We start from the raw sequence: 24,299 nt of genomic DNA on the forward strand, positions 1-24,299 counted from the left end.
CTCCACCCCCCACCCTCGGGCCGCCGTCTACTTTTTTTAAAACCCCCCGGCCCCCCCCCCCCCGCCGCCCCCCCCCCCCCCCCCGGGGGGGGGGGGGGGGGGCGGGGGGGGGCCCCCCCCCCCCCCCCCCGACGGGTCAGTGCGCCACGGGCACGGCCATGGGGTCCTGGGGCTGCTCGGACTCCGGGATCCCCGCCTCCGGCTCCTCGTCCGGCCCGCTGCCCCAGTGGTTGAAGGCCAGGTTGAGGAGGATCGCCACCACACAGCCGGTCGAGATGCCCGAGTCCAGGACGACGAGCATGTCCTTGGGGAAGGCGTGGTAGAAGTCCGGCGCGGCGATCGGGATGAGCCCGACGCCGACTGCCGCGGCGACGATCAGCGCGTTCTCGCCCTTCTCCAGGGCGGCGGTGGCGAGGGTCTGGACGCCGCTGGCGGCGACCGAACCGAAGAGTACGATGCCCGCGCCGCCGAGGACCGGGAGCGGGACGAGGGCGATGACGGACGCGGCGACGGGGACGAGTCCGAGGACCACGAGGATGACTCCGCCGGCGGCGACGACGAAGCGGCTGCGGACCTTGGTCATGGCGACCAGCCCGATGTTCTGCGCGAAGGCGCTGCACATGAAGCCGTTGAAGACCGGGCTCAGGACGCTGCCCAGGGTGTCGGCCCGCAGTCCGCCCTCGATGGTGCGTTCGTCCGCCGGACGACCGACGATCTTGCCGAGGGCCAGCATGTCGGCGGTGGACTCCGTCATGCAGACCAGCATCACGATGCACATCGAGATGATGGCGGCGACCTCGAACTGCGGTGCCCCGAAGTGGAACGGCGTCGGGAAACCGACCACGTCGGCGTCGGCCAGTGCCCCGAAGTCGGTGATCCCGGCGGGGATCGCGATGAGGGTGCCGATGACGAGTCCGAGCAGGATCGCGATCTGCTGGAGGAAGCCCCGCAGCAGCTTGCGGAGGGCGAGGACGATCACGAGGGTGACGGCGGCCATCGTGATGTTCGTCATCGAGCCGTAGTCGTCGGCGGTCGCGTTGCCGCCCTGGGACCAGTTGAAGGCCACGGGGAGGAGGGAGACACCGATCAGGGTGATGACGGTGCCGGTGACGACCGGTGGGAAGAACCGGACCAGCTTGCAGAAGTACGGGGCGAGTACGAAGCCGAGTACACCGGCGACGATGATCGCGCCGAAGATGACGGCGATGCCGTCGTGCCCCCGGTCCTTGCCTATCGCGATCATCGGGGTCACCCCGGCGAACGAGACTCCGTTGACGAACGGGAGCCGGGCGCCTATGCGCCAGAACCCGAGGGTCTGGAGCAGGGTGGCTATGCCCGCGGTGAAGAGGCTCGCCCCCATGAGGAAGGCGGTCTCCTTGGCGCTGAGGCCCACCGCCGGCCCCACGATCATGGGCGGGGCCACCACCCCCGCGTACATGGCCGCGACGTGCTGGAGGCCGCTGGTGAACATCCGCAGCGGCGGGAGCGTCTCGTCGACGGGGTGCTTGGCGTCCGGTGGCCCGGAACCCGCCCCCGCTTCGGGTGTGCGGGTGTCGACTGCTTCTGCTTGAACTGCGTTCTTGCGAAACCTGGGCGTAGCTGCCACGGCTTCCTCCGGTCGGTTACACATCGGGCGACGTGGGTGTCTGGGAGGTGGTGCTGAGTGGTGCGTTGGTTCAGGTCGTGCAGCTGGTGCGGGCAGCTTGGAGCTCACCCGGTGCGGGAGCGCGTGACGAAGGCACACGCTCCCGCACGGGCTGCCGTGCACCCCTTACGGAGTCACGGCCGGCCGGCCGAGGGCCGTCCCCCTCGGCCGGCCTGTCAGGGGGATACGGAGCATCAGGCTCCGGCGGCGCGGTCCGCGCCGGGGGGCGTCAGGCTCCGGCGGCGATCTGTGCCAGCCGCCTGGCCTCGTCGCGGGTGGCGCGGGCGATGGCGTCCTCGTCCACCGTGATGAGGTGGTGGTCCTCGACGACGGGCTTGCCGTCGACGAGGGAGAGGGTGACCGGGGCGGCGGCGCCGAAGACGAGGGCGGTCACCGGATCGGCGATGGAGGCGTGTGCGAGGGTGTCCAGCTTCCACAGCACGAGGTCGGCGAGCTTGCCCGGCTCGATCGAGCCGATCTCGTCGGCCCGTCCGAGGACCTGGGCACCGCCGTGGGTGCCCAGACGCAGTGCCTGCCGGGCGTTCAGGGCCTTCTCGCGATGCGCACCGAGACGGTTGATCAGGAGCGCGTTGCGCAGCTCGGTGTGGAGTTCGCCCGACTCGTTGGACGCGGTGCCGTCGACGCCGAGACCGACGGGCACGCCGGCGGCCAGCATGTCGGGGACGCGCGCGATCCCGGCGGCGAGACGGGCGTTGGAGGAGGGGCAGTGCGCGACGCCGGTACCGGTGCGGGCGAAGGCCGCGATGTCGGAGTCGTTCATGTGGACGCAGTGCGCCATCCACACGTCGTCGCCGAGCCAGCCGGTCGACTCGAAGTAGTCGGTCGGGCCCATGCCGAACAGTTCCTTGCAGAACTGCTCCTCCTCGACGGTCTCCGAGCCGTGCGTGTGGAGCCGTACGCCGCGCCGGCGGGCCAGTTCCGCGCCCTGCTTGAGCAGTTCGGTGGAGACGGAGAAGGGCGAGCAGGGTGCGACCGCGATCCGCGTCATCGCGTCGAAGGAGGCGTCGTGGTGCTCGTCGATGGTCGCCTCGGTGGCGGCGAGCGCCCCTTCCAGGGTCTCCACCGCGAAGTCCGGCGGCAGGCCGCCGTCCTTGACGCTGCGGTCCATCGAGCCGCGGGCGAGGGTGAAGCGGACACCCATGTCCCGGGCCGCACCGATGATCGCGCCCGACAGGTCGCCCGAGCCCCGCGGGTACACGTAGTGGTGGTCCATGGCGGTGGTCACGCCGCCGCGGGCCATCATCGCGAGCGAGCCCTGCGCCGCGGCGCGGGCCATCGGCTCGTCGATACGCGCCCAGGTCGGGTACAGCGCCACCAGCCAGTCGAAGAGGTTGTGGTCGGTGGCCAGGCCCCTGGTGATCCACTGGTAGAAGTGGTGGTGGGTGTTGACGAGGCCGGGCGTGACGAGGTGGCCGGTGCCGTCGACGCGCCGTACGACGCCGGTGAGGCCCTCCGGCGCCTTGCCCGCGCCGACCGACTCGATGCGGTTGTCGGCCACGACGACGTACCCCGAGGCGTACTCGGTGTCGTGGGCGTCGACGGTCGCGATCGAACAGTTCTCGATGACGATGCGCTGGATGGTCCTTCGGTCCGCCGAAGCTGCCATGGTGCTTCCCTCTTCTGTGTCTGGCGATGTGGGCACGGCAGGACCCTAGGAGGATTTGAGTGCCACAGCGGGGCGGCTGTGGGTGCCGAGATGGTGGAAGAACAGGTTGAGCAGGACCGCCACGAGCGCTCCCGCACTGATCCCGGAACCGAGCACGGTCTGCGCCCAGGAGGGGAATCCGGCGTAGAAGGTGGGTGCCGCGAGCGGGATGATGCCCGCGCCGAGTGCCACCGCCACGAGGATGATGTTGGAGCTGTCGTCGAGTCCGGCCTCGGACAGGGTCCGGATGCCGCTCACCGCGATCGAGCCGAAGAGGACGATTCCGGCGCCGCCGAGCACGGGCATGGGGACCAGCGAGACGACCGCGCCGAGCACGGGGAAGACGCCCAGGACGATCAGGGCGCCGCCGGCCGCCGCGACGACGTAGCGGCTGCGGACCCTGGTGAGCGACACGACGCCGACGTTCTGCGCGAAGGCGCTGGTGGGGAAGCCCCCGAAGACCGGGCCGACGAGCGTGGCGATACCGTCCGTGCGCAGGCCGCGGGTGATGGTGGTGCCGTCGGTGCGCCGCTCGCAGATCTCGCCGAGTGCGAGCATCCCGGCGGACGACTCCGTCATCAGGACCAGCATCACGATGCACAGGGAGAGGATCGCGGCGGGCTGGAACTCGGGCGCTCCGAAGGCGAAGGGCGCGGGCAGGGCGGCCGCGGGCGCGGAGCCGAGCGCGGAGAAGTCGGCGAGTCCGAACGGGATCGCGGCCAGCGTGCCGATGAACAGGCCTGCGAGCAGGGCGACCTGCTTGACGAAGCCGCGCCCGAAACGCTGGATGAGCAGGATGACGACGAGGGTGAAGGCGGCGAGCGCCAGGTACTTCATGTCGCCGAAGTCGTCGGCGGTGGCGTCGCCGCCCTGGGCCCAGCCGACGGGGACGGGCATGAGCGTGACGCCGATGAGGGTGATGACGACACCGGTGACGAGCGGCGGGAAGAAGCGCAGAAGACGCCCGAAGAACGGCCCGACGGCCAGGCAGAAGACGCCCGCGACGAGCACCGCGCCGTAGATCGCCGGGAGTTGGTGACCCGGTGCGCTGGTCTCGGCGATGGCGAGCATCGGCGCGATGCCGGCGGAGGAGGCCGCGTTGACGAACGGCAGCCGGTTGCCGGCGAACCGTCCGGCGCCCAGGGTCTGGAGGAGGGTGGCGAGTCCCGCGATCAGGAGGCTGGCGGCGATCAGGCGGGTCCTGCCGGCCGTGTCGAGGCCGACGGCCTGGCCGATGATGAGCGGAGGGGTGACGACGCCCGCGTACATGGCGGCGATGTGCTGGAGCGCGGCGGGTACGAGCCGCGAAGGCGGAAGCTTTTCGTCCACCGGGTGAACTGCCGTGTCGGCAGCGGTCGGTGGGGTGGAACATGGGCCTTTCGCCGGCCCCGTTGCAGGCTGTGCCATGGTATTTCCCTCCGGGATGACCGGCCCCCGCCCGGCAGGGGGCGGGGACCGGTTCAGCACCGCGTCAGAGGTTGGTCATGTCGACCGGGATCTTCGGCTCCACGCCGTCGCGGAGCACCGTCGCCTCGATGAGGCCGTAGGGGCGGTCGGCCGCGAAGTAGACCTCGTTGTCGTTCTTGAGGCCGAAGGGCTCCAGATCCACGAGGAAGTGGTGGTTGTTCGGCAGCGAGAAGCGGATCTCGTCGATCTCGCTGCGGCTGTTGATGATGCGCGAACCCATCTGGTACAGGGTCTGCTGGAGCGAGAGGGAGTACGTCTCCGCGAAGGCGTGCAGCATGTGCTTGCGCGCCTGCTCGTAGGACTTCTCCCAGTTCGGCATGCGCTCCTCGTCGCTGGTCCAGTTGTACCGCCAGCGCGCGGAGACGTCGGTCGCCAGGATGCGGTCGTACGCCTCCTTCAGCGTCGTGTACCTGTCCTTGACGTAGCCCCAGAACTCGGAGTTGGTGGAGTTCATCACCGTGAGGTCCTTGAGGCCGGAGATGACCTCCCAGTTCTCACCGTCGAAGGTGATCTGGGATACGCGGGTCTCCTGGCCCTTGCGGACGAAGGAGTGCTTGACGTCGTCGGCGCCGATGAACCTGGAGTTGCCGTCGGAGGTCGCGATGCGCTCCCAGGCGTACTCCTCGATCCTGATCCGGGCCTTCTTGATCGGCTCCTGCGAGGTCACGAAGTGACGGGCGAGGTGGATGCCGAACTGCTCGGCGGACTCGATGCCGTGCTCCTTGGCGAAGGCGAACACCGTGTTCTTGGTGGTGTCCGTCGGCAGGACGTTGGCGTTGGAGCCGGAGTAGTGGACGTCGTCCATGTCGCCGGAGAGGGCGACCGAGACGTTGAGGTCCTTGATGTGGTGGGTGTCGCCGTCCCGCGTGATCTTGACGACGCGGTTCTCTGCTTTGCCGTACTGGTTCTGGCCGAGAATCGTGGGCATTGTCTGCTAGCTCCCTCGGTAAACGGAGTAGCCGAACGGGTTGAGCAGCAGCGGTACGTGGTAGTGCTCGCCCGGGGTGACGGCGAATGCGATCGCCACCTCCGGGAAGAACGCGCCGCTGTCCCTTACGCGGGGGGCGTCCTGCTGCGCCTCGGCTTGCTTCTTCGCGGTGAAGTACGACTCGGTGTCGAAGACGAGCCGTACATGGGTGGTTCCTTCCGGCAGGGCCGGCAGGTCTTTGCAGCGCCCGTCCGCGTCGGTGGCGGAACCGCCGAGCGTCACGTACTGCGTGTCGCCGCCGCTGCGGGCGGCCAGGGAGACGGTGACGGCTTCGGCGGGACGGCCGATGCTGGTGTCCAGGATGTGGGTGGACACCGAGGCGGTGGTGTCGGTGCTCAAGACCGTCACGCTCCTTGTTCTCTTCGGGGTGGTACGGAGACCCAGGAGCTGTCTCAGGCGTCCTGGGCGAGGCGGGTCAGGCGGATGCGGTTGATCTTGCCCAGTTCCGTGCGGACGATCTCGCGTTCCTGCTCGGGCGAGTTGCCGATCCGGGCCTTGACCGCGTCGCGCATCTGTTCACCGGTGGCTCCGGTGGCGCAGATGAGGAAGACATGGCCGAACCGCTCCTGGTAGGCCAGGTTGAGTTCGAGCATCTCCGCCTTGAGCTCCTCGGACGCTCCGGCCATCCCCCGCTGCTCGCGGGAGGAGGTCGGATCCCCGGGCTTGGGGCGTCCGATCGGCGGGTGTCCGGCCATCGCTTCGGCCAGGTCCTCCGCGGTGAGCTGCGCCATGGCGGCGTCGCTCGCGGAGAACAGGGCTTCCGTGCCGTCGTAGGGCCGGTGGGCGAGGACGGAGCTTCCCCATGCCGTGCTGGCACAGACCTCGTGCAGCACGGTCGCCGCCTCTTCGGCCGGCAGGGTGTTGAACCGGGTGAGGCCCGGTGTGGAGCTCGTAGTCACGGGAGCCTCCGTGGCTTTTTCGCTGTGCGTTGTCGGGCTGCGGATAGCTAACGCCCTTCGCAACACCACGTCAACAGTTTGTTGAAATTCCGCGAACAGATAATGCCGCCGCCCGAGTTCCCGGGCGGCGGCACGAAGGGGTCTCACGGGCTGCCGAGGACCGTCGCGTGGTCCCCGGCGGCGCTCAGCCGCCCTTGGCGGCGTTGTCGCGGTTGAGGTAGTTGTACACGGTGAAGCGGCTGACGCCCAGGGCGCCCGCCACCGTCTCCACCCCGTGCCGTACGGCGAAGGCACCGCGTGCCTCCAGGGTGCGGACCACCCCCTGCTTGGCCTTGCGGTCCAGCTCGGCCAGCGGCATTCCGTGCCGGCGTTCCATCGCGGCCAGGATGTGGTCGAGCGAGTCCGAGAGCTGGGGAAGCCGTACGGCTATGACGTCGGCCCCTTCCCACGCGAGGACCACGTCCTCGGTGCCCGCCTGCTCCGGATCGAGGAGCTCGGCCCCCATGGCGTCGACGAGCGGCTTCACCGCAGTGACCAGCGGGTGGTCGGCCGGTTCGGTCACGGGGTGTCCTCCCCGATCACGTTGAGCTGGAGCGAGACCCGGGTGGCACCCGACTCCAGGGCCCTGCGCAGCAGGGAGTCCACCGCGGTGAGGACCTGGTCGGCGCCCCCTTCCGCCGTGTTCCCGAAGGGGCCGACGTCCACGGCGTCCAGGTCGGCGGTCTGGATGACCTCGCGGGCCACCACCGCGTGGGCGGGCGCCTCTTCCAGGTCGAAGGGCTCGGTGGTGAATTCCACCCTCAAGCGCACTCTGCCTCCCTCACGTCCCGCCGCGTCCGTCTGCCGGCGCGGCTCGCTCCGACCCTAAGGCACGGGGGCGCAGGCCCGGCAGCCCCCGACGGGCGGCGGGGCGGGCCGGCGGACACCGCCTCCACTCAGGGACCCGCCTGGATGTCCCCCCGGGTGGACGAAGCGATCCGGTCACCGTGGGTGAAGTCGCCTGGCGGGATCCCGGGGTGGTGACCGTCCTGGACCGGCGGGGCACTCGCCGCGGCCGGCCCGAGCGCCAGCCTGGAGACGATCCGGTAGCGGTCGCCTCGGTAGAGCGAGTGGACGTACTCCACCGGCAGCCCGTCCACGTCCGAGGTCAGACGTTCGAAGAGCAGGGCCGGAGAGAGCTCGGGCACCTCCAGGAGCTGGGCCTCGGCCCTGGTGACCACGGTGGGCTCGATGGCCTGGACCGCCTCGCGGACGTGTACCCCGTGGGCGTGCCGCAGGTGCTCGTAGAGGTCGCCGTCCTCCAGTTCCTGGGCCGACAGCCCCGGGACCAGTGCGGCCCGGATGTGCAGGTGCTCGATCGCCATGGGGGCCCCGTCCACCAGGCGCAGCCGTGCGACGTACACGATGTCCTCGGCGGGCGACATCCGGAGTTTGCGGCCCACCCGGGCCCCGGCCTGCAGGGTGGTGAACTCCAGCAGCCTGCTCGACCAGGCGCCGGCTGCCCGCGGAACGCTCATCGAGAGATCGGCGGAGACCAGTTCCTGCGTGATCTTCCGCGGCGCGACGAACATCCCGCGCCCGTGCTCCCTGACCAGCAGGCCCGCGGCGACCAGCTCGTCCACGGCGGCCCGGAGCGTCGGCCGGGAGACGCCGAGCAGGGCGCAGAGGGAGCGCTCGGACGGGATGGCGTCGCCGGGACTACGGCTCTCGATCAGTTCGAGGACCGCGTCACGCGCTCGCTCCCGCTTGAGCACGGTCCCCGGTACGTCGGCTTTCATTCAGGCCCCTCCTGGCGTCTCGCTCCCTTTACCAGTTGAGCGATTGATGACCACTGGTCAGGCCCAGTGTATCCACAGCTGGCGTGAAGAACAGGGGCCCACCCCCCGAAGATCCTTCGAGTTCCCTTTATTCGCGGGGGGTTGACGGCCCCATTGGTCTATGCCACCTTCTTCCACCATCAAGAGGTGAGCTGTCCAGTGGACTTCACTGGTCAGGTGGTCAGGTCTCTGCTCCCGTTGAGGTGAACCGTGAAGTACCGCTTGCTTGCCGGTGTGTCCGCGCTCGTCATGGCCGCCGCCCTCAGTGCGTGCGGCTCCGGCGAGGAGGACGCCGAAGGAACCGGGGGCGCCACGCCCGTCGACGTATGGCTGATGCGGGACAGCGTGTCGGCCGCCTTCCAGGAGGAGTTCACGAAGGGGTTCGAGGCAGCCCACCCGGACATCGACGTCAGGATCCAGATCCAGGAGTGGGACGGGATCGGGCAGAAGATCACCGCGGCCCTGGCCAGCAACGACGCCCCCGACGTGATCGAGGCCGGGAACACGCAGGTGGCTCAGTTCGCCGAGAGCGGCGGACTGACGGACCTCAGCGACAGGAAGGACGAGCTGGACGGAGCGGACTGGCTGAAGGGCCTGGCCGAGCCGGGAGCGTACGACGGCAAGCAGTACGGCATCCCGTACTACGCGGCGAACCGCGTGGTGATCTACCGCACCGACCTGTTCGAGAAGGCGGGCATCGACGCCGAGGCGATCAAGACCCGTGACCAGTGGATCGAGGCCACCACCGAGCTGGACAAGGGCGGTACGCAGGGCATCTACCTGCCCGGACAGATGTGGTACGCCCTGGCCGGCTTCGTCTGGGACGAGGGCGGCGACCTCGCGACGGAGTCCGGCGGCAAGTGGTCCGGGGCGCTCGACTCGCCCGAGGCCCTGCGCGGGATGGAGTTCTACGAGAAGCTCCAGGCGCTCGGCGAGGGCCCCAAGGACTCCGACGAGGACGACCCGCCGCAGGCCGAGGTGATGGCGCAGGGCAAGGTCGCCCAGGTCATCTCCACCCCCGGCGGTGCCAACGTGATCGTGGAGAAGAACCCCGCCCTCAAGGGCAAGCTGGCCTTCTTCCCCATCCCGGGCAAGACGGCGGACACCCCGGGCGCCGTCTTCACCGGGGGCTCCGACCTGGTCGTACCGGCGGCCGCCGGGCACCCCGAGGAGGCGGTCACCTTCATCAAGGAGCTGACCGGCGACGCCTGGCAGAAGAAGCTCGCCGTCGCGATGAGCTACGTACCGAACCGCACCACCCTGGCCTCCGCGGTCGCGGAGGATCCGGGCGCGGCGGCCATGGCGGTAGGCGCCGCGAACGGTCACGCCACGCCCAACACCCCGGGCTGGGCGGCGGTCGAGGCGGAGAACCCGATCAAGGACTACATGACCGCCGTGCTCACCGGCAAGGACCCCGAGGAAGAAGCGGCGAAGGCGTCCCAGGACATCACCAGGGCCATGAACGCCGGCTCCTGATCTCCGGTCCCGCCTCCCGTGGGGGCGGGCTCCGCCGAGGGTTCGCGGCGCCCGCCCCCGCTCCTGAGAGCGCTCCCGCACCGACCCGTCCGAGATCCGCTCCCCCAGGAAGGAGGCGTGCCGTGCCCGCCGTCGTCGAAGGCACCGCACCACGAACCCCCCGGCAGCGACCTGTCACCCGCCCCGCCGGCCCCCCTCCCCCGCCCCGCCCCACGGGCCGGGACCGGACCGGCGGCCCGTGGCCGTACCTCCTGGTCGCCCCGGCTGTGGGCGGCATGATCTACCTGCTCGTGTACCCGCTGGTCCGCGCCGTGCTGATCTCGCTCCAGGACTTCAGGCTGCGCCAGCTGATCACCGGTGACGCGGAGTTCGTCGGACTGCGCAACTACCGGACACTGCTGTCGGACCCCCGGTTCTGGGAGGTGGTCAGGCGCACCTTTCTGTTCATGGCCGTCAACGTGGCACTGATCATGGTGATCGCGACCCTGGTCGCCCTCATGGTGGAGCGGCTGGGCAGGGCCGGCCGTACGGTGGTGCTGGGTTCGCTGGTCTTGGCCTGGGCCATGCCGGTGGTGGCCGCCACCACGGTCTTCCAGTGGCTGTTCCACTCGGAGTTCGGGATCGTGAACTGGACGCTGACCTCACTGGGATTCGGCTCGTTCGACCGCTACCCCTGGTTCGCGAACGGGACCGCCGCCTTCGCGATCCTGGTGACGCTGATCGTGTGGCAGTCCGTCCCCTTCGCCGCGATCACCCTGTACTCGGCGCTGACGACGGTGCCGCAGGAGCTCTACGAGTCCGCCCGGCTGGACGGGGCGGGCCCGGGCCGGATCTTCGGCTCCGTCACGTTCCCGATGCTGCGGCCCATCTTCATGCTCGTCTTCTCGCTCGAGGTGATCTGGACCTTCAAGGCCTTCGTGCAGATCTGGGTGATGACCAGGGGCGGGCCGGGCGACGCGACCACGATCCTGCCGGTCTACGCGGTCCAGACGGCCCTGTCCGGCCAGCGTTACGACCTGGGCTCCGCGGCCTCGATGGTCACCGTGGTCCTGATGTCCGGGGTCCTCGTCCTCTACTTCCGCCAGATGTTCCGTCAGGAGGACGAACTCCGATGAGCCTTCGCCACCCCCGCCTCAGGCGCCTCCCCCTGAACGCCGGAGCCACGTTGACGGTCGTGGTCTGCCTGTTCCCCGTGTACTGGATGATCTCGACGGCCTTCAAGCCGTCCCGGGACATCCAGTCCGCCGAGCCCCGGCTCGTCCCGTACACCTGGACGCTGGAGCACTTCCGCAGGGCCGTGGACGCGGACGGCTTCGCCCTGTTCTGGCGCAACAGCGTCCTCGTCACGCTCGGCGCGGTGCTGCTGGCGCTGCTGGTCGCGCTCGGTGCGGCCTTCGCCGTGGCGAGGATGCGATGGAGGGGCCGACGGCAGTTCATGCTGATGGTCTTCATCGCGCAGATGGCGCCCTGGGAATCGCTGATCATCCCCGTCTACATCATCTCCCGTGACACCGGGACGCTCGACCGGCTGCCGACGCTCACCCTGGTCTACTTCATGATCACGCTGCCGTTCACGATCGTGGTGCTGCGGGGGTTCATCGGGACCATCCCTCCGGAGCTGGAGGAGGCCGCACAGGTCGACGGCTGCTCCCGCACCGGCGCCTTCCGCCGGGTGGCGCTGCCGCTGCTGGCACCAGGGCTCATGGCCACCTCGCTGTTCGGTTTCATCACGGCGTGGAACGAGTTCGCCTACGCCAACTTCCTGATCATCAAGGAGCAGGACAACCGGACCCTGCCCGTGTGGCTGTCGTCGTTCCAGAACACCTTCGGTACCGACTGGGGCGCCACCATGGCCGCCTCCACCCTGTTCGCACTGCCCGCCCTGGTGATCTTCCTGCTGCTCCAGCGCCATGTCACCTCAGGCTTCGCCGCCGGCGCCGTCAAGGGCTGAGCGCCACACCGCCCTCGGCGCTCCTCACCCACGAACCGATCCTGGAGGCCTCCCGTGCCCGCACCCCGCCCCGATCTCTCCCTGGTGCCCCGGCCCCGCCGGGTCTCGCCCAGGCCCGGGAGGTTCGTCCTCGACCGGGAGACGACCGTACGGACCCTGCCCGGAGCCGAACCCGCCGCCGATCTGCTGCGGACCCTGATCGGCCACGACACCCGGCTCCCGCTGCGTCCGTCCGCGGACGGACGGATCGTCCTGGCGCTGGACCCGGAGCTGGAGGGGCTGGGTGACGAGGGGTACGGGCTCACGGTGAGCCCGCAGGCGCTGCAACTGCGCGCCGCCCGGCCGACCGGACTGCTGCGCGGAGCGCAGACGGTCCGGCAACTGCTGCCGCCCGAGGCGCTGTCCGGCGGCGTGCCGGGGGTCGACGCGTGGGAGCTGCCCTGTGTCGAGATCAGCGACGTGCCCGCCCACCCGTGGCGTGGCGCCATGCTGGACGTGGCCCGCCATTTCCAGCCCGTGGAGTATCTGCACCGCTACGTGGACCTGATGGCCCTCCACAAGCTGAACATCCTGCACCTGCACCTCACCGACGACCAGGGCTGGCGGATGCCCGTCGACGCCTATCCCCGGCTCACCGGGGCGGGTGCCCGTCGTGCCAGGTCCCAGGTCGGTCCCGCCGGCCCCGGCGGGGCCGTCTTCGACGCGGTTCCGCACGCCGGCTCCTACACCAAGGAGGAACTGCGCGGGCTGGTCCGTCACGCGGCGGCACTGGGCGTGGAGGTGGTCCCCGAGATCGAGATGCCCGGTCACGTCCGGGCCGCGCTGGCCGCCTACCCGCACCTGGGCAACGATCCCTCGCGGGAGCTGGACGTGTGGACCCACTGGGGTGTCTGCGACACCGTGTTCGGCGTCCACGAGGAGGTCTTCGACTTCTGCCGTACGGTGCTGGACGAGGTGATGGACGTCTTCCCCTCCCGCTGGATCCACATCGGCGGCGACGAGTGCCCGACCACCGAGTGGGAGCGCAGTCCGGCGGCCAGGGCGCGCGCCGCGGCCGAAGGGCTGCCGGACGCCCGCGCGCTGCACGGCTGGTTCCTGGGCCGGGTGGGCGCCCACCTGGTCGAGCGGGGGCGGACTCCGCTCGGCTGGGCCGTGACGGGCAGTGAACTGCCGCTGGACTTCACGGTGATGACCTGGCACGAACCCACCCATGCCAGGGCGGCCGTCGAGCGCGGTCACCGGGTCGTCGCGGCGCACCACCGGGCGACGTATCTCGACTACGCGCAGTCCGGAGACCCGGGTGAACCGGTCGCCCAGCCCGGGGCCCCGCTCCCCCTGCGTGCCGTCCACGACCACGAGCCCGCGCCGGCCGACTGGCCCGAGGAGCAGCGTGCCCGGGTGCTCGGAACGCAGGCGTACGTGTGGACCGAGTACGCGCGGACCCCCGGCGAGATCGAGTACCTCAGCTACCCCAGGCTGTGCGCGCTGGCGGACCGTTCTTGGTCCGGAGGCCGCGGCGACTGGCCGGGGTTCGTCGAGCGGCTGCGCCGTCACACCGCCCGTCTGGACGCCCTGGGCGTCCCCTACCGCCCACTGGACGCGCGGCCGTCCCCGGCCGCGTCCGCAGGTACAGCGCGAATCCGTCCGTGATCAGTCCCCCACCTTCGTTCCGGAGAGGAACACGCCTGTGAACACCCACACACCGGCCTCCACCACGGCTGCCCGCAGCCCCCGCGGAAGGCGGCTGCGCGCGGCGGCCGCGGCCGCGGCGACCGTCGCCCTGGCCTGCACCGGTCTCGCCGCGCTCCCCTCGGCCGCCTCGGCCGCCGGGGAGGGGCTCGTCGTCCAGTACCGCACGAGCGCGGGCGGCGCGACCGCCGACCAGAGCGAGCCCTGGCTCAAGGTCCGCAACTCCGGCAGCGCCTCCGTGCCGCTGAGCAGTGTCAAGGTGCGCTACTACTTCAAGGCCGATTCGGCCTCCGCCGCCTACCGTTTCGCCTGTTCGTGGGCGGTGAAGGGCTGCGCCAACATCACGGGCACCTTCGGGACGCTCGCCTCCCCGACGGCCACCGCCGACCGCTATCTGGAGATCGGCTTCACCCCGGGCGCCGGCTCCCTCGCCCCGGGCGCGGACACCGGTGACATGCAGCTTCGCTTCTACCAGGCGTCGTGGCAGACGCTGACGCAGTCGGACGACTACTCCTTCGGCCCTGGGCGCACGTCGTACGGCGACTGGCCGAAGGTGACCGCGCAGGTCGGCGGCGCGACCGTGTGGGGCGAGGCTCCGGCCGGCAACGGGCCGACGGACCCGACCGACCCCACGGACCCGCCGACCGACCCGCCCGCGGACGGGCCGCGCCTCTTCGACGACTTCGACTACAGCGGCCACACCGACCCGAAGATCGCGCAGCACGGCTGGAGCGTTCGTTCCAACTCGGGCGGCCCCGGCGTCCCCGGCGCGACCTGGGCGCCGCAGAACGTCACCTTCGCCTCCCAGAGCGGCAACTCGGTGATGAACCTGGAGACCTCGACCGCCGGAACCGCGGCGAGCACGGTCCAGACCGAAGTGCTCACCCAGGCGACGAAGTTCAGGAACGGCACGTACGCGGCGCGGGTGAAGTTCAGCGACGCGCCCCGGTCGGGACCTGACGGCGACCGGCTGGTGCAGACGTTCTTCACCATCAACGACCTGAAGGCCCCGATGGCCGACGACTACGCCGAGTACGACTTCGAGTACCTGCCGAACGGCGGCTGGGGCGAGCCGGCCAACATCCTCTACACCACCTCGTGGGAGACCTACCGCCCCGACCCGTGGGAGGCCGTCAACGCGCACAGCGAGTCCCGGCAGAGCTATGCGGGCTGGCACGACCTGGTGGTGACCATCGACAACAGCACGATCACGTACTACGTCGACGGGCAGCCCTTCGGGACGCACGGCTCGGCGTACCTGCCCGAGCGGCCGATGTCGATCAACTTCAACCAGTGGCTGATCGACCTCCAGGGGCAGACGAGCACCACGCCGCGCTCGTACGACCAGCAGGTGGACTACGTGCTGCATGTGAAGGACCAGGTCCTCACCCCGGCGCAGGTCAACGCCATGGTCGGGGCGTACCGGAGCGCGGGGACGACGTTCCAGGACACGGTGCCCGCGAGCTGAGGTCTGTTCGAAGGAAGCGGGGCGGAGGCCGGAATCGGCCGCCGCCCCGCTTTCGTGTCCGGATCCGGGCACACCCGCCGTACGCCTCTCCGATTTTTCGGGACCCCCTTGACATCCCGGGCACCCTCCGGGCAATCTTCCGTTAAGCAGAAAACAACTTCCGCAATACGGAAGGAGCGCACGCACCCTCATGGGATACCCGGACCAGCGCTTCGATGTGAACCTCTCGATCCTCTTCACGGAACTCCCGCTCGTGGAACGTCCCGCGGCAGCCGCCGCGGCCGGATTCACCGCGGTCGAGCTGTGGTGGCCCTGGATCGAGACCCCCACCCCGCCGCAGGCCGAACTCGACGCCCTCAAGAAGGCTCTCGACGACGCCGGCACCCAACTGGTGGGACTGAACTTCTACGCCGGGCAGCTGCCCGGCCCCGACCGCGGCGCGCTCTCCGTGCCCGGCGAGGAGTCGGACCGCTTCCGCGCCAACATCGACGTGGCGGCCGACTTCGCCGCCTCCGTCGGCTGCAAGGCGCTCAACGCGCTGTACGGCAACCGCGTCGACGGCGTGGACCCGGCCGTACAGGACGAACTCGCCCTGGAGAACCTGGCCCTGGCGGCCCGGGCGGCCGACCGGATCGGCGCGGTACTGCTGATCGAGACGCTCAACGCCCCGGAGTCACCGCGCTATCCGCTGGTGAGCGCTCCGGCCGGCGTCGAGGTCGTCGACAAGGTCAACGCGGCCACCGGACTCGGGAACGCGAAGTTCCTGCTGGACCTCTACCACCTGTCGATGAACGACGAGGACCTCAGCCAGGTGATCAAGGCGTACGCCTCGAAGACCGGCCACGTCCAGATCGCCGACAACCCGGGGCGCGGCGCGCCCGGCACCGGCACGCTCCCGCTGGAGCGACTGCTCGACGAGCTGACCGAGGCCGGTTACGGCGGCTGGGTCGGCCTGGAGTACAAGCCGGGCGACCGGCCGAGCGCCGAGGCGTTCGAATGGCTCCCCGCCGAGCACCGGCCGGCCCGCTGACGCCCGCCCCTGACGCACACACGCTCAACCGGAAGGCACCCTCATGAGCAGCAACCTCCCCAAGGTCGCCTGGATCGGCCTCGGCATCATGGGTTCCCCCATGGCCGAGAACCTGATCAAGGCCGGATACCAGGTCACCGGCTACACCCTGGAGCAGGACAAGATCGACCGGCTCGTCGCGGCGGGCGGCAAGGGTGCCGCCTCGATCGCCGAAGCGGTGCGCGAGGCCGACGTCGTGATCACCATGGTCCCGGCCTCCCCGCAGGTCGAGGCCGTCGCGTACGGCGAGGACGGCATCCTGGAGAACGCCCGGAAGGGCGCCCTGCTGATCGACATGTCCTCGATCACGCCGCAGACCTCCGTGGACCTGGCGTCGAACGCGAAGGAGAAGGGCATCCGCGTGCTGGACGCCCCCGTCTCCGGCGGCGAGGCCGGCGCGATCGAGGCCGTGCTCTCCATCATGGTCGGAGGCGAGCAGAGCGACTTCGACGCCGCCAAGCCGCTGTTCGACGCGCTGGGCAAGACGATCGTGCTCTGCGGTCCGCACGGCTCCGGCCAGACGGTCAAGGCCGCCAACCAGCTGATCGTCGCGGTCAACATCCAGGCCTGCGCCGAGGCCGTGGTCTTCCTGGAGAAGTCCGGGGTGGACCTGGCCGCCGCGCTCGACGTGCTGAACGGCGGACTCGCCGGCTCGACGGTCCTGACGCGCAAGAAGGACAACTTCCTGAAGCGGGACTTCGCCCCCGGCTTCCGCATAGACCTGCACCACAAGGACATGGGCATCGTCACGGACGCCGCCCGCAACGTCGGCGCGGCACTGCCCGTCGGCGGGGTCGTGGCGCAGCTGGTCGCCTCCCTGCGCGCGCAGGGCGACGGCGGCCTCGACCACTCGGCGCTGCTGCGCTCCGTCGAGCGGCTCTCCGGCTCCCAGGTCTGACACCCGCAGGCCCTCCCGGGCCGCGTCTTCGACGTGTCGTCGTACGGCGGACGGCACGTCGAGGACACGTCCTTCGGGCCCCCTGAACTCCGGGCCGCGGCGGCGCTGACACCTGTCCTGTCGCGCCCAGGCGCCGCCGCGTCCCGGAATCTCATCCTCCAAATTCAACAAACTGTTGACGCATCGTTCCCGGCGAATCTACGCTCCTGAAGCCGTCAGCAGCCCCGTACGGAAGGCCACCATGTCCCAGCGTGTGCTCACGACCGAGTCAGGCGCCCCGGTCGCCGACAACCAGAACTCCGCCACCGCAGGCGCCGGCGGGCCGATCCTCGTCCAGGACCAGCACCTGCTCGAGAAGCTCGCCCGCTTCAACCGTGAGCGCATCCCGGAGCGAGTCGTCCACGCCCGCGGCTCCGGCGCGTACGGCTACTTCGAGGTGACCGACGACGTCACCGGCTTCACCAGCGCCGACTTCCTCTCCGAGGTGGGCCGCCGCACCGAGACGTTCATCCGCTTCTCGACGGTCGCCGACTCGCTGGGCGGCGCCGACGCCGTACGCGACCCCCGGGGCTTCGCCCTCAAGTTCTACACGAACGAGGGCAACTACGACCTCGTCGGCAACAACACCCCGGTCTTCTTCATCAAGGACCCGGTCAAGTTCCCCGACTTCATCCACTCCCAGAAGCGCGACCCCTTCACGGGCCGCCAGGAGCCGGACAACGTCTGGGACTTCTGGGCCCACTCCCCCGAGGCGACGCACCAGGTCACCTGGCTCATGGGCGACCGCGGCATCCCCGCGTCGTACCGCCACATGAACGGCTACGGTTCGCACACCTACCAGTGGACCAACGCGGCGGGCGAAGCCTTCTTCGTCAAGTACCACTTCAAGACCAACCAGGGTGTACGCTCCCTCTCCGCCGAGCAGGCCGCCGAGCAGGTCGGCAAGGACGCCAACTCGCACCAGACGGACCTGCTCCAGGCCATCGAGCGCGGCGTCAACCCGTCCTGGACGCTGCACGTCCAGGTCATGCCGGCCGCGGAGGCCGCGGACTACCGCTTCAACCCGTTCGACGTGACGAAGGTGTGGCCGCACGCCGACTACCCGCTGCAGCGGGTCGGGCGCCTGGTGCTGGACCGCAACCCGGACAACGTCTTCGGTGAGGTGGAGCAGGCGGCGTTCTCGCCGAACAACTTCGTGCCCGGCATCGGCCCTTCGCCGGACAAGATGCTCCAGGGACGGCTGTTCGCCTACGCCGACGCGCAGCGCTACCGCCTGGGCATCAACCACACCCAGCTCCCGGTCAACGCCCCGAAGGCCACGACCGCGGACAACTACGGCCGCGACGGGCTCCACGCCACGCGCTACGGCTCGCGCCAGGACAAGAACTACGAGCCCAACTCGTACGCCGGGCCCGCGCAGACCGGTGCGCCGCTGGCCGCCCCGCTGCCCGTGCAGGGCTGGACCGGTGCCCACGAGGCGCCGCTCCACACCAAGGACGACGACTTCTTCCAGGCCGGCGAGCTCTACCGCCTGATGTCGGCCGACGAGAAGGACCGTCTGATCGCCAACATCGCGGGCGGACTCTCCCAGGTCACCCGTGACGACGTGATCGAGAAGAACCTCGCCCACTTCCACGCCGCCGACCCCGAGTACGGCAAGCGCGTGGAGGAGGCCGTCCGCGCCCTGCGCGAGGACTGAGCCTCACCCCAAGGGCCCTGCCCGCGCCGCGCACCCGGATGAGGGGTGCGCGCGGCACCGGCAGGACGGGACCGCGGCGGCGGACGACGCCAGTGCGGTGGCGACGGGACGGGCGGCCGGCTCCAGACCTGAAGGAGCACGGTCGTCAGGCCCACGGCCCGCCGTCGCGGTCGCTGTTGGACGAAGAGACCGTGCAGGGGTGCGGTGTACGCCGGTCGGCGTGCGCCGCACCCCTGTGTCGTGCCCGGCTGTGTCAACCGGTGTCCGGAAGACCGCGGTCCGGAAAGCCGTGCTCAGGGAAGCCGTGGTCCGGGAATCCGTGCTCCGGGAAGCCGCGCTCCGGGAAGCCGCGGTCCGGAATGCGGTGGCCGGGAAACGCGTCGTCCGGCATGTCGAACAGGCGTTCCGCCCGCAGCCCGTTGTGCTGCCGCAGCGCCGTGAGCCACGGCCAGTGGTCCTCCGCCACGAGCCGGGGGCAGGCGATGCGGTGCGGGATGCGGCACCGGGTTCCCGGGAGCGGTTCCGCGTCCCACAGGTTCATGGCGGTCCCGGTCGATGTGAGGATCCACCGCCGGCGCGGAGGCACCGTGTGGGCCGGGACGAGGACACGGGGCTCCAGCAGGATCCAGTGACCGGTGTACGAGGTGGGGTAGCGGTCCTGTCGGAGCTCGCAGAAGGGGCACTCCGGCGGGGACGGAGGCCTCGGGGCGGTGGCACCCTCCAGCAGCGCCTGGAAGGCGTCGCCGATACGGTCGTCGGGCGGGTCCGGGCAGGAAGCGGCGCTCTCGGTGTCCCCCATGGACCAAGGATTGCCGCCACCACGAGAGCCGCGGTAGAACGCGATCCGGACGTGCCGCCTGGTGCGGACACACGCCTTTGAGCAGGACTCCGCCTCATGGGACGCCTCCCGCTCCGCCGGACCCGCACGCCGTGGCCGGAGATCCTCCCCCGCGGGGGCACCGCCCCCACGGCCTGCACCGTGCTGGGCTGTCGCCGGACATGAGTACGGAAGCGGGTGGCCGCCGGGGTCCCCGTCCCCACAATGGCCTCATGAGACCGCCGAGATCACCGGTACGCAGGCCCTCCGTCCGACGCGCCGCGATTGCGGCGGCGCTGCTTCTCCTTCTCTCGTCGTCCGCGTGCTCCTCGCAGGACCGCGCGACGAGCCCCGGGGAGTTACGCGGGCTCGCGAGCGGCGCGCCCGCGAAGAAGGCGCGCGAGGAGACGGAGAGTCACCTGAGGGCCGTCGCAGGGGAGTACGACCGCCGGACTCCGCTCACCCTCGGACTGGTCGCGGTGGACGACAGGTGCGCAGGCGGCTCGGAGAAGGAGTGGCTGTCCCCCTCCGAGGACGACCGGTACCGCATCCGCTGCACCCTGCGCCTCACCGCCTGGTTCGGCGCCGATCCGGACCGGATCGGCGACACCCTGGACGCCGTCTTCACCGCGGGCGACCGCGCCTCCCCGGCCGGCGCCCCGGCCGTCTCCGTCCCGTTCGGGCACGACGACTACCGGGGGCGCCTCGTCGACTACTACCGGGGCCGCGGACCCAACCCCACCGGCCCCGGCGCCCCGGAGCCGACGCAGGTCTCCGATCCCTCCCAGACGCTCTCCTGGGACACGGCGCGCAGCACCGCACGGACCCTCGTGGAGGAGCCGCAGGAGTGCGGGGACGTCATCCCACCCGTCAGCCGCTGTCTGCGCGAGCCGGAGGGCGCACGGGTCGCCGGACTCCGGAACCGGTACGGGACGGTCTTCCGGCTCGACCTCACGCCCTCCGCGTACTACGAGGTGCTCAAGGGGCAAGGGGCCGGGTGAGAACGGCCGTGGCCCCCACCCCCCGCACAGCGGGGTGGGGGCCACGGCCGGGTCGGTCAGGCCTTCGTCAGCGGGCGGACAGCCGTGGGGGCGTGGCCCGGCTCCGTCGCGATGTCCTCGAACTCGTTGACGGACGCGATGTCCGAGCCGCTCATCGAGATGTTCGTGACCCGCTCCAGGATCGCCTCGACGACGACCGGCACCCGGTGTTCGGCGGCGAGCTTCTTCGCCTGCTCGAAGGCGGGCAGCAGCTGGTCCGGCTCGGTGACCCGGATCGCCTTGCAGCCCAGCCCCTCGACGACCTTGACGTGGTCCACGCCGTAGACGCCCAGCTCCGGGGAGTTCTGGTTCTCGAACTCCAGGTTGACCTGGAAGTCGATGTCGAAGTTGCGCTGCGCCTGGCGGATGAGCCCCAGGTAGGAGTTGTTCACCAGGACGTGGACGTACGGGATGCGGTGCTGGGCGCCGACCGCGAGCTCCTCCAGCATGAACTGGAAGTCGTAGTCGCCGGAGAGGGCGACGACCGACCCCTCCGGGTCCGCCGTGGCGACTCCGAGCGCCGCCGGGATCGTCCAGCCGAGGGGACCCGCCTGGCCGCAGTTGATCCAGTGCCGGGGGCGGTAGACGTGCAGCATCTGGGCGCCGGCGATCTGGGAGAGGCCGATCGTGGAGACGTAACGGGTCTCGGGGCCGAACGCCCGGTTCATCTCCTCGTACACCCGCTGCGGCTTCAGCGGCACGTTGTCGAAGTGCGTGCGCCGCTGGAGGGTCGCCCGGCGCTCCTGGGTGGACGCGGCCCACTGCGAGCGGTCCTTCAGCTTGCCGGCCGCCTTCAGTTCACGGGCCACCTCGACGAAGAGCTCCAGGGCCGCCTTGGCGTCCGAGGCGATGCCGAGGGCGGGGGCGAAGATCTTGCCCAGCTGGGTGGGCTCGATGTCCACGTGGACGAAGGTGCGGCCCTGCGTGTAGACGTCGAGCTTGCCGGTGTGGCGGTTGGCCCAGCGGTTGCCGATCCCGAGGACGAAGTCGGACTCCAGGAAGTTCGCGTTGCCGTAGCGGTGCGAGGTCTGGAGACCGACCATGCCGGCGTTCAGCTCGTGGTCGTCGGGCAGGATGCCCCAGCCCATGAGGGTGGGCACGACCGGGACGCCCGTCAGTTCGGCGAACTCGACCAGCAGATCGGGTGCGTCGGCGTTGATGATGCCGCCGCCCGCGACGATCAGCGGCCGCTCCGAGGCGTTCAGCATCTCGACGGCCCGCTCGATCTGCTTGCGGCTCGCGGCGGGCTTGTGGACGGGCAGCGGCTCGTAGAGGTCGGGGTCGAAGTCGATCTCGGTGAGCTGCACGTCGATCGGCAGGTCGATGAGGACAGGCCCGGGACGCCCCGTGCGCATCAGGTGGAAGGCCTGCTGGAAGACGCCCGGGACCTGCGCGGCCTCCAGGACGGTGGTCGCGGCCTTGGTCACGGGCGCGGCGATCGACGCGATGTCGACGGCCTGGAAGTCCTCCTTGTGGAGGACTGCGGTGGGCGCCTGGCCGGTGATGCAGAGGATCGGGATCGAGTCGGCGATGGCCGAGTAGAGGCCGGTGATCATGTCGGTGCCCGCGGGCCCCGACGTGCCGATGCACACGCCGATGTTCCCGGCGGCGGCACGGGTGTAGCCCTCCGCCATGTGGGAGGCGCCCTCGACGTGACGGGCCAGGGTGTGGTGCACCCCGCCGGAGGCCTTGAGGGCCGCGTAGAACGGGTTGATCGCCGCACCCGGCACGCCGAACGCGTTGCTGACGCCTTCGCGCTTGAGGATCTCAACTGCCGCTCGGGCAGCGGTCATACGAGGCATGAGAGCTCCTGCTCGGACTTGGTGGAGTCGGGCTCTGTCGCGCCACCTGAGAGCACCAATTCCGCATTACGGAAACTTTGTTCTGCTATACGGAATCAATGTAGGGACGTCCAGCATCCTCGTCAAGGGAGGAGGCCAAAGGGGCGGGAGCCCGGTGACCCGAAGTACGCGAACGCCTCCCCCGAACGTCGCTCCTGGTGGACGATGGGGGCACGGAACGCAGTCACCGCCTCAGCGGCGGGAGGGAAGGGGCAGCAGTGGAGTCCGTACCTGTGCGCTGCCCGGTCTGCCGCCGCGATCACGCCTACATCACGCCGGTGTACCCCTGCCCCTGCGGCGCCCCGGCGGCTCCGCCGCTGATGCGCGGCGCACCCCCCGTGGTGATCACGCACCGCACCTGGAACGACGACTGGGTGAGCGTGCGCTGCCACTCCTGCGGCCGCCGGGACCAGTGGCCCCACCCCGAACTCTGCTGCCCCTGCGGCGCCGTGCTCCGGATCCCCGTACGCCCGGTGGCCACCAGGGAGGGCAGCCGGCCGTCGCCCGCGGCGGATCCGGCCGGCCCCGCCCACATACCGCTGCCGCGGACGGCCGCGCACCCGCGCCCCTCCTTCAGGCCACTGGTGATCCGTACGGCGCGCGACGCGGTCAGCACCGCCGCGCTGTACCTGAGATGGCTGGGCTTCCGGGACGTCGTCCAGTCCGAGACGCGCCCCGGCTCCCGGATCGACCTCAGAGCGGCCGGACTCATCGCACAGGTGGACGCGACCACCCGCCCGACGGCGCTGCGCGATGTCGAGTGCCTCTGGCTGAACGCGCTGAACACCTCGGTGTCCAGCGCGTTGTTCTCGCTCGCCGGTTACACCGACGAAGCCCGCTCGCGCGCCGACGGCCTGGCGATCCCGCTGTTCGCGCTGGACCTCACCGGGACACCCCGGCCGGTGAACGGGCCCGCCGACGAACTGGTCAGCATCGGCCCCTGAAGGGCCTTCGGCGGCACATGATTTCGGTCACCTGTACCGTGCCGACCGCATATGTTCGACCTGTTGTCAGTATGAGGACGTACAGTGAAGGCATGGTCTTAACTCCCCGGCTTCCCACCCACACCACCTCATTCTCGACCCAGCCCACTCACCCCTCCGCCGTCGAGGCGAACGAGGCGATCCGCGCCCTCGTCGACTCGCGCAAGGGCATGGACTGGACCCCGGTGGAGGTCGCGGAGTACGAAGTACTCCTGATCGAGTGGGCCGCGGCGACCCAGGGCATAGGCTCCGGAGTCATCGAGGCGGCCTGATCGCACGACCCCCACGGGCGGCCCCTACGCCCCGTATCCCTCCCTCAGTTCGACCTTGCGGACCTTGCCGCTGACCGTCATCGGGAAGGCGTCGAGAATCCGCAGACCCCGCGGCGTCTTGTAGTGCGCCAGCCGCTCCCGGCAGTACGCGGTGATCTCGTCCAGTGTCGGCGGGTCAGCCGGGTCCCGGGGAATCACGCACGCCAGGACCTCCTCCCCGTAGCGGTCGTCGGGCACCCCCACCACCTGCACGTCCGCGATCTTGGGGTGCCCGTGGAGGAACTCCTCGATCTCGCGCGGGTAGACGTTCTCGCCGCCACGGATGATCATGTCCTTGATGCGCCCGGTGATCCGGACGTACCCGTCCTCACGCATCGTCGCGAGATCACCCGTGTGCATCCACCGCCCCGCGTCGAGGACCTCGGCGGTCCGGTCCGGCTGCTCCCAGTAACCGAGCATCACGCTTTGACATCCTCGCCGCCCTGAAGGACGGCGATTCCCGCCTACCGTGCCGTTGAAGGCTGCGGTGTCGGGTGGGTTCCTGCTTCGCTGCGCGGTGCCGGAACACGTTCCGGTCTTACCTGCGCTCGACAGGCTGACACGGCCAGTCCGGC

At 70.3% G+C, this 24,299-nt stretch carries 22 protein-coding genes and 1 pseudogene; 11 read left to right on the top strand and 12 right to left on the bottom strand.

The features are described 5' to 3' along the window. Nucleotides 1-136 precede the first annotated feature (136 nt). The 9 genes from ACFXOA_RS30645 to ACFXOA_RS30685 all read right to left on the bottom strand — a co-directional run bounded on the left by ACFXOA_RS30645 (nt 137) and on the right by ACFXOA_RS30685 (nt 8,443). Nucleotides 137-1,606 (bottom strand): nucleobase:cation symporter-2 family protein, encoded by a 1,470-nt coding sequence (locus ACFXOA_RS30645; RefSeq protein ID WP_385035164.1) that lies wholly within the window; start codon nt 1,604-1,606, stop codon nt 137-139. 268 nt (nt 1,607-1,874) lie between these two features. Then, a complete protein-coding gene (locus ACFXOA_RS30650) occupies nt 1,875-3,272 on the bottom strand; it encodes an 8-oxoguanine deaminase (RefSeq protein WP_385035166.1) in 1,398 nt (465 codons plus the stop codon). A 45-nt stretch (nt 3,273-3,317) separates the two neighbouring features. Continuing rightward, nucleotides 3,318-4,718: a nucleobase:cation symporter-2 family protein gene (locus tag ACFXOA_RS30655; RefSeq protein WP_385035168.1), complete on the bottom strand. Its 1,401-nt coding sequence runs from the start codon at nt 4,716-4,718 to the stop codon at nt 3,318-3,320. A gap of 64 nt (nt 4,719-4,782) precedes the next feature. Then, the gene (pucL, locus tag ACFXOA_RS30660) at nt 4,783-5,706 is read right to left on the bottom strand and encodes a factor-independent urate hydroxylase (RefSeq protein WP_362556017.1); all 924 of its coding nucleotides are present in this window, start codon (nt 5,704-5,706) and stop codon (nt 4,783-4,785) included. 6 nt (nt 5,707-5,712) lie between these two features. Next, nucleotides 5,713-6,105 carry a hydroxyisourate hydrolase gene (gene uraH, locus ACFXOA_RS30665; protein ID WP_329234782.1) on the bottom strand — a complete coding sequence of 131 codons (393 nt, stop codon included), beginning with the start codon at nt 6,103-6,105 and terminating at the stop codon, nt 5,713-5,715. Between the two features lie 53 nt (nt 6,106-6,158). Next, the gene (gene uraD / locus ACFXOA_RS30670) at nt 6,159-6,665 is read right to left on the bottom strand and encodes a 2-oxo-4-hydroxy-4-carboxy-5-ureidoimidazoline decarboxylase (RefSeq protein WP_385035172.1); all 507 of its coding nucleotides are present in this window, start codon (nt 6,663-6,665) and stop codon (nt 6,159-6,161) included. 184 nt (nt 6,666-6,849) lie between these two features. Then, the gene (locus ACFXOA_RS30675; RefSeq protein ID WP_385035174.1) at nt 6,850-7,227 is read right to left on the bottom strand and encodes a helix-turn-helix domain-containing protein; all 378 of its coding nucleotides are present in this window, start codon (nt 7,225-7,227) and stop codon (nt 6,850-6,852) included. Beyond that, on the bottom strand, nt 7,224-7,475 hold the full coding sequence (locus ACFXOA_RS30680; RefSeq protein ID WP_385035176.1) for a hypothetical protein: 252 nt from the start codon (nt 7,473-7,475) through the stop codon (nt 7,224-7,226). Before ACFXOA_RS30680 ends, ACFXOA_RS30675 begins: the two co-directional genes overlap by 4 nt. 125 nt (nt 7,476-7,600) lie before the next feature. Next, nucleotides 7,601-8,443, bottom strand: a complete 843-nt coding sequence (locus ACFXOA_RS30685; protein WP_385035178.1) for a GntR family transcriptional regulator — start codon at nt 8,441-8,443, stop codon at nt 7,601-7,603. A gap of 249 nt (nt 8,444-8,692) precedes the next feature. Here ACFXOA_RS30685 and ACFXOA_RS30690 point away from each other — a divergent pair, with 249 nt between their 5' ends. From ACFXOA_RS30690 to ACFXOA_RS30725, 8 genes are all read left to right on the top strand, one after another. Beyond that, nucleotides 8,693-9,958: an extracellular solute-binding protein gene (locus ACFXOA_RS30690; protein ID WP_385035180.1), complete on the top strand. Its 1,266-nt coding sequence runs from the start codon at nt 8,693-8,695 to the stop codon at nt 9,956-9,958. 122 nt (nt 9,959-10,080) lie between these two features. Next, nucleotides 10,081-11,073 (top strand): carbohydrate ABC transporter permease, encoded by a 993-nt coding sequence (locus ACFXOA_RS30695; protein WP_385035182.1) that lies wholly within the window; start codon nt 10,081-10,083, stop codon nt 11,071-11,073. Next, nucleotides 11,070-11,909 (top strand): carbohydrate ABC transporter permease, encoded by an 840-nt coding sequence (locus ACFXOA_RS30700; protein WP_385035184.1) that lies wholly within the window; start codon nt 11,070-11,072, stop codon nt 11,907-11,909. The genes ACFXOA_RS30695 and ACFXOA_RS30700 overlap by 4 nt, the downstream gene beginning before the upstream one ends. Nucleotides 11,910-11,963: 54 nt before the next feature. After that, nucleotides 11,964-13,559 (top strand): beta-N-acetylhexosaminidase, encoded by a 1,596-nt coding sequence (locus tag ACFXOA_RS30705; protein WP_385035186.1) that lies wholly within the window; start codon nt 11,964-11,966, stop codon nt 13,557-13,559. A gap of 37 nt (nt 13,560-13,596) precedes the next feature. Next, nucleotides 13,597-15,066 (top strand): cellulose binding domain-containing protein, encoded by a 1,470-nt coding sequence (locus ACFXOA_RS30710; RefSeq protein ID WP_385035188.1) that lies wholly within the window; start codon nt 13,597-13,599, stop codon nt 15,064-15,066. Nucleotides 15,067-15,256: 190 nt separating this feature from the next. After that, nucleotides 15,257-16,096 (top strand): TIM barrel protein, encoded by an 840-nt coding sequence (locus ACFXOA_RS30715; protein ID WP_385035190.1) that lies wholly within the window; start codon nt 15,257-15,259, stop codon nt 16,094-16,096. Between the two features lie 43 nt (nt 16,097-16,139). After that, nucleotides 16,140-17,033 (top strand): 2-hydroxy-3-oxopropionate reductase, encoded by an 894-nt coding sequence (locus tag ACFXOA_RS30720; RefSeq protein ID WP_385035192.1) that lies wholly within the window; start codon nt 16,140-16,142, stop codon nt 17,031-17,033. A gap of 241 nt (nt 17,034-17,274) precedes the next feature. Next, complete coding sequence (locus ACFXOA_RS30725) at nt 17,275-18,732, top strand: catalase (protein ID WP_385035194.1); 1,458 nt, start codon at nt 17,275-17,277, stop codon at nt 18,730-18,732. 253 nt (nt 18,733-18,985) lie between these two features. Here ACFXOA_RS30725 and ACFXOA_RS30730 read toward each other — a convergent pair whose 3' ends face one another. Further along, nucleotides 18,986-19,531, bottom strand: coding sequence for a DUF6083 domain-containing protein (locus tag ACFXOA_RS30730; protein ID WP_385035196.1), 546 nt, complete (start codon nt 19,529-19,531; stop codon nt 18,986-18,988). A gap of 251 nt (nt 19,532-19,782) precedes the next feature. Here ACFXOA_RS30730 and ACFXOA_RS30735 point away from each other — a divergent pair, with 251 nt between their 5' ends. Then, nucleotides 19,783-20,550 (top strand): hypothetical protein, encoded by a 768-nt coding sequence (locus ACFXOA_RS30735; RefSeq protein ID WP_385035198.1) that lies wholly within the window; start codon nt 19,783-19,785, stop codon nt 20,548-20,550. A 56-nt stretch (nt 20,551-20,606) separates the two neighbouring features. Here ACFXOA_RS30735 and gcl read toward each other — a convergent pair whose 3' ends face one another. Next, on the bottom strand, nt 20,607-22,391 hold the full coding sequence (gcl, locus tag ACFXOA_RS30740) for a glyoxylate carboligase (protein ID WP_385035200.1): 1,785 nt from the start codon (nt 22,389-22,391) through the stop codon (nt 20,607-20,609). A 257-nt stretch (nt 22,392-22,648) separates the two neighbouring features. On the opposite strand from gcl, the gene ACFXOA_RS30745 reads away from it, so the two are divergent. Both ACFXOA_RS30745 and ACFXOA_RS30750 read left to right on the top strand, forming a co-directional pair. Next, nucleotides 22,649-23,374 carry a hypothetical protein gene (locus ACFXOA_RS30745; RefSeq protein WP_385035202.1) on the top strand — a complete coding sequence of 242 codons (726 nt, stop codon included), beginning with the start codon at nt 22,649-22,651 and terminating at the stop codon, nt 23,372-23,374. A gap of 92 nt (nt 23,375-23,466) precedes the next feature. Then, nucleotides 23,467-23,685, top strand: a complete 219-nt coding sequence (locus ACFXOA_RS30750; protein WP_385035204.1) for a hypothetical protein — start codon at nt 23,467-23,469, stop codon at nt 23,683-23,685. Nucleotides 23,686-23,709: 24 nt separating this feature from the next. Here the strand turns inward: ACFXOA_RS30750 and ACFXOA_RS30755 are convergent. After that, nucleotides 23,710-24,299, bottom strand: a pseudogene (locus ACFXOA_RS30755) (AMP-binding protein); the annotation flags it as partial.

This window comes from Streptomyces sp. NPDC059166 (genome assembly GCF_042755185.1).
In the GTDB taxonomy this organism is placed as follows: Bacteria; Actinomycetota; Actinomycetes; order Streptomycetales; family Streptomycetaceae; genus Streptomyces.

Bases quoted from the DNA above. Each gene is read 5' to 3' on its own strand.
- ACFXOA_RS30650 (WP_385035166.1), bottom strand. From the start codon at position 3,272: ATGGCAGCTTCGGCGGACCGAAGGACCATCCAGCGCATCGTCATCGAG.
- ACFXOA_RS30655 (WP_385035168.1), bottom strand. From the start codon at position 4,718: ATGGCACAGCCTGCAACGGGGCCGGCGAAAGGCCCATGTTCCACCCCA.
- pucL (WP_362556017.1), bottom strand. From the start codon at position 5,706: ATGCCCACGATTCTCGGCCAGAACCAGTACGGCAAAGCAGAGAACCGC.
- ACFXOA_RS30685 (WP_385035178.1), bottom strand. From the start codon at position 8,443: ATGAAAGCCGACGTACCGGGGACCGTGCTCAAGCGGGAGCGAGCGCGT.
- ACFXOA_RS30700 (WP_385035184.1), top strand. From the start codon at position 11,070: ATGAGCCTTCGCCACCCCCGCCTCAGGCGCCTCCCCCTGAACGCCGGA.
- ACFXOA_RS30715 (WP_385035190.1), top strand. From the start codon at position 15,257: ATGGGATACCCGGACCAGCGCTTCGATGTGAACCTCTCGATCCTCTTC.
- ACFXOA_RS30720 (WP_385035192.1), top strand. From the start codon at position 16,140: ATGAGCAGCAACCTCCCCAAGGTCGCCTGGATCGGCCTCGGCATCATG.
- ACFXOA_RS30725 (WP_385035194.1), top strand. From the start codon at position 17,275: ATGTCCCAGCGTGTGCTCACGACCGAGTCAGGCGCCCCGGTCGCCGAC.
- ACFXOA_RS30730 (WP_385035196.1), bottom strand. From the start codon at position 19,531: ATGGGGGACACCGAGAGCGCCGCTTCCTGCCCGGACCCGCCCGACGAC.
- ACFXOA_RS30735 (WP_385035198.1), top strand. From the start codon at position 19,783: ATGAGACCGCCGAGATCACCGGTACGCAGGCCCTCCGTCCGACGCGCC.
- gcl (WP_385035200.1), bottom strand. From the start codon at position 22,391: ATGCCTCGTATGACCGCTGCCCGAGCGGCAGTTGAGATCCTCAAGCGC.
- ACFXOA_RS30750 (WP_385035204.1), top strand. From the start codon at position 23,467: ATGGTCTTAACTCCCCGGCTTCCCACCCACACCACCTCATTCTCGACC.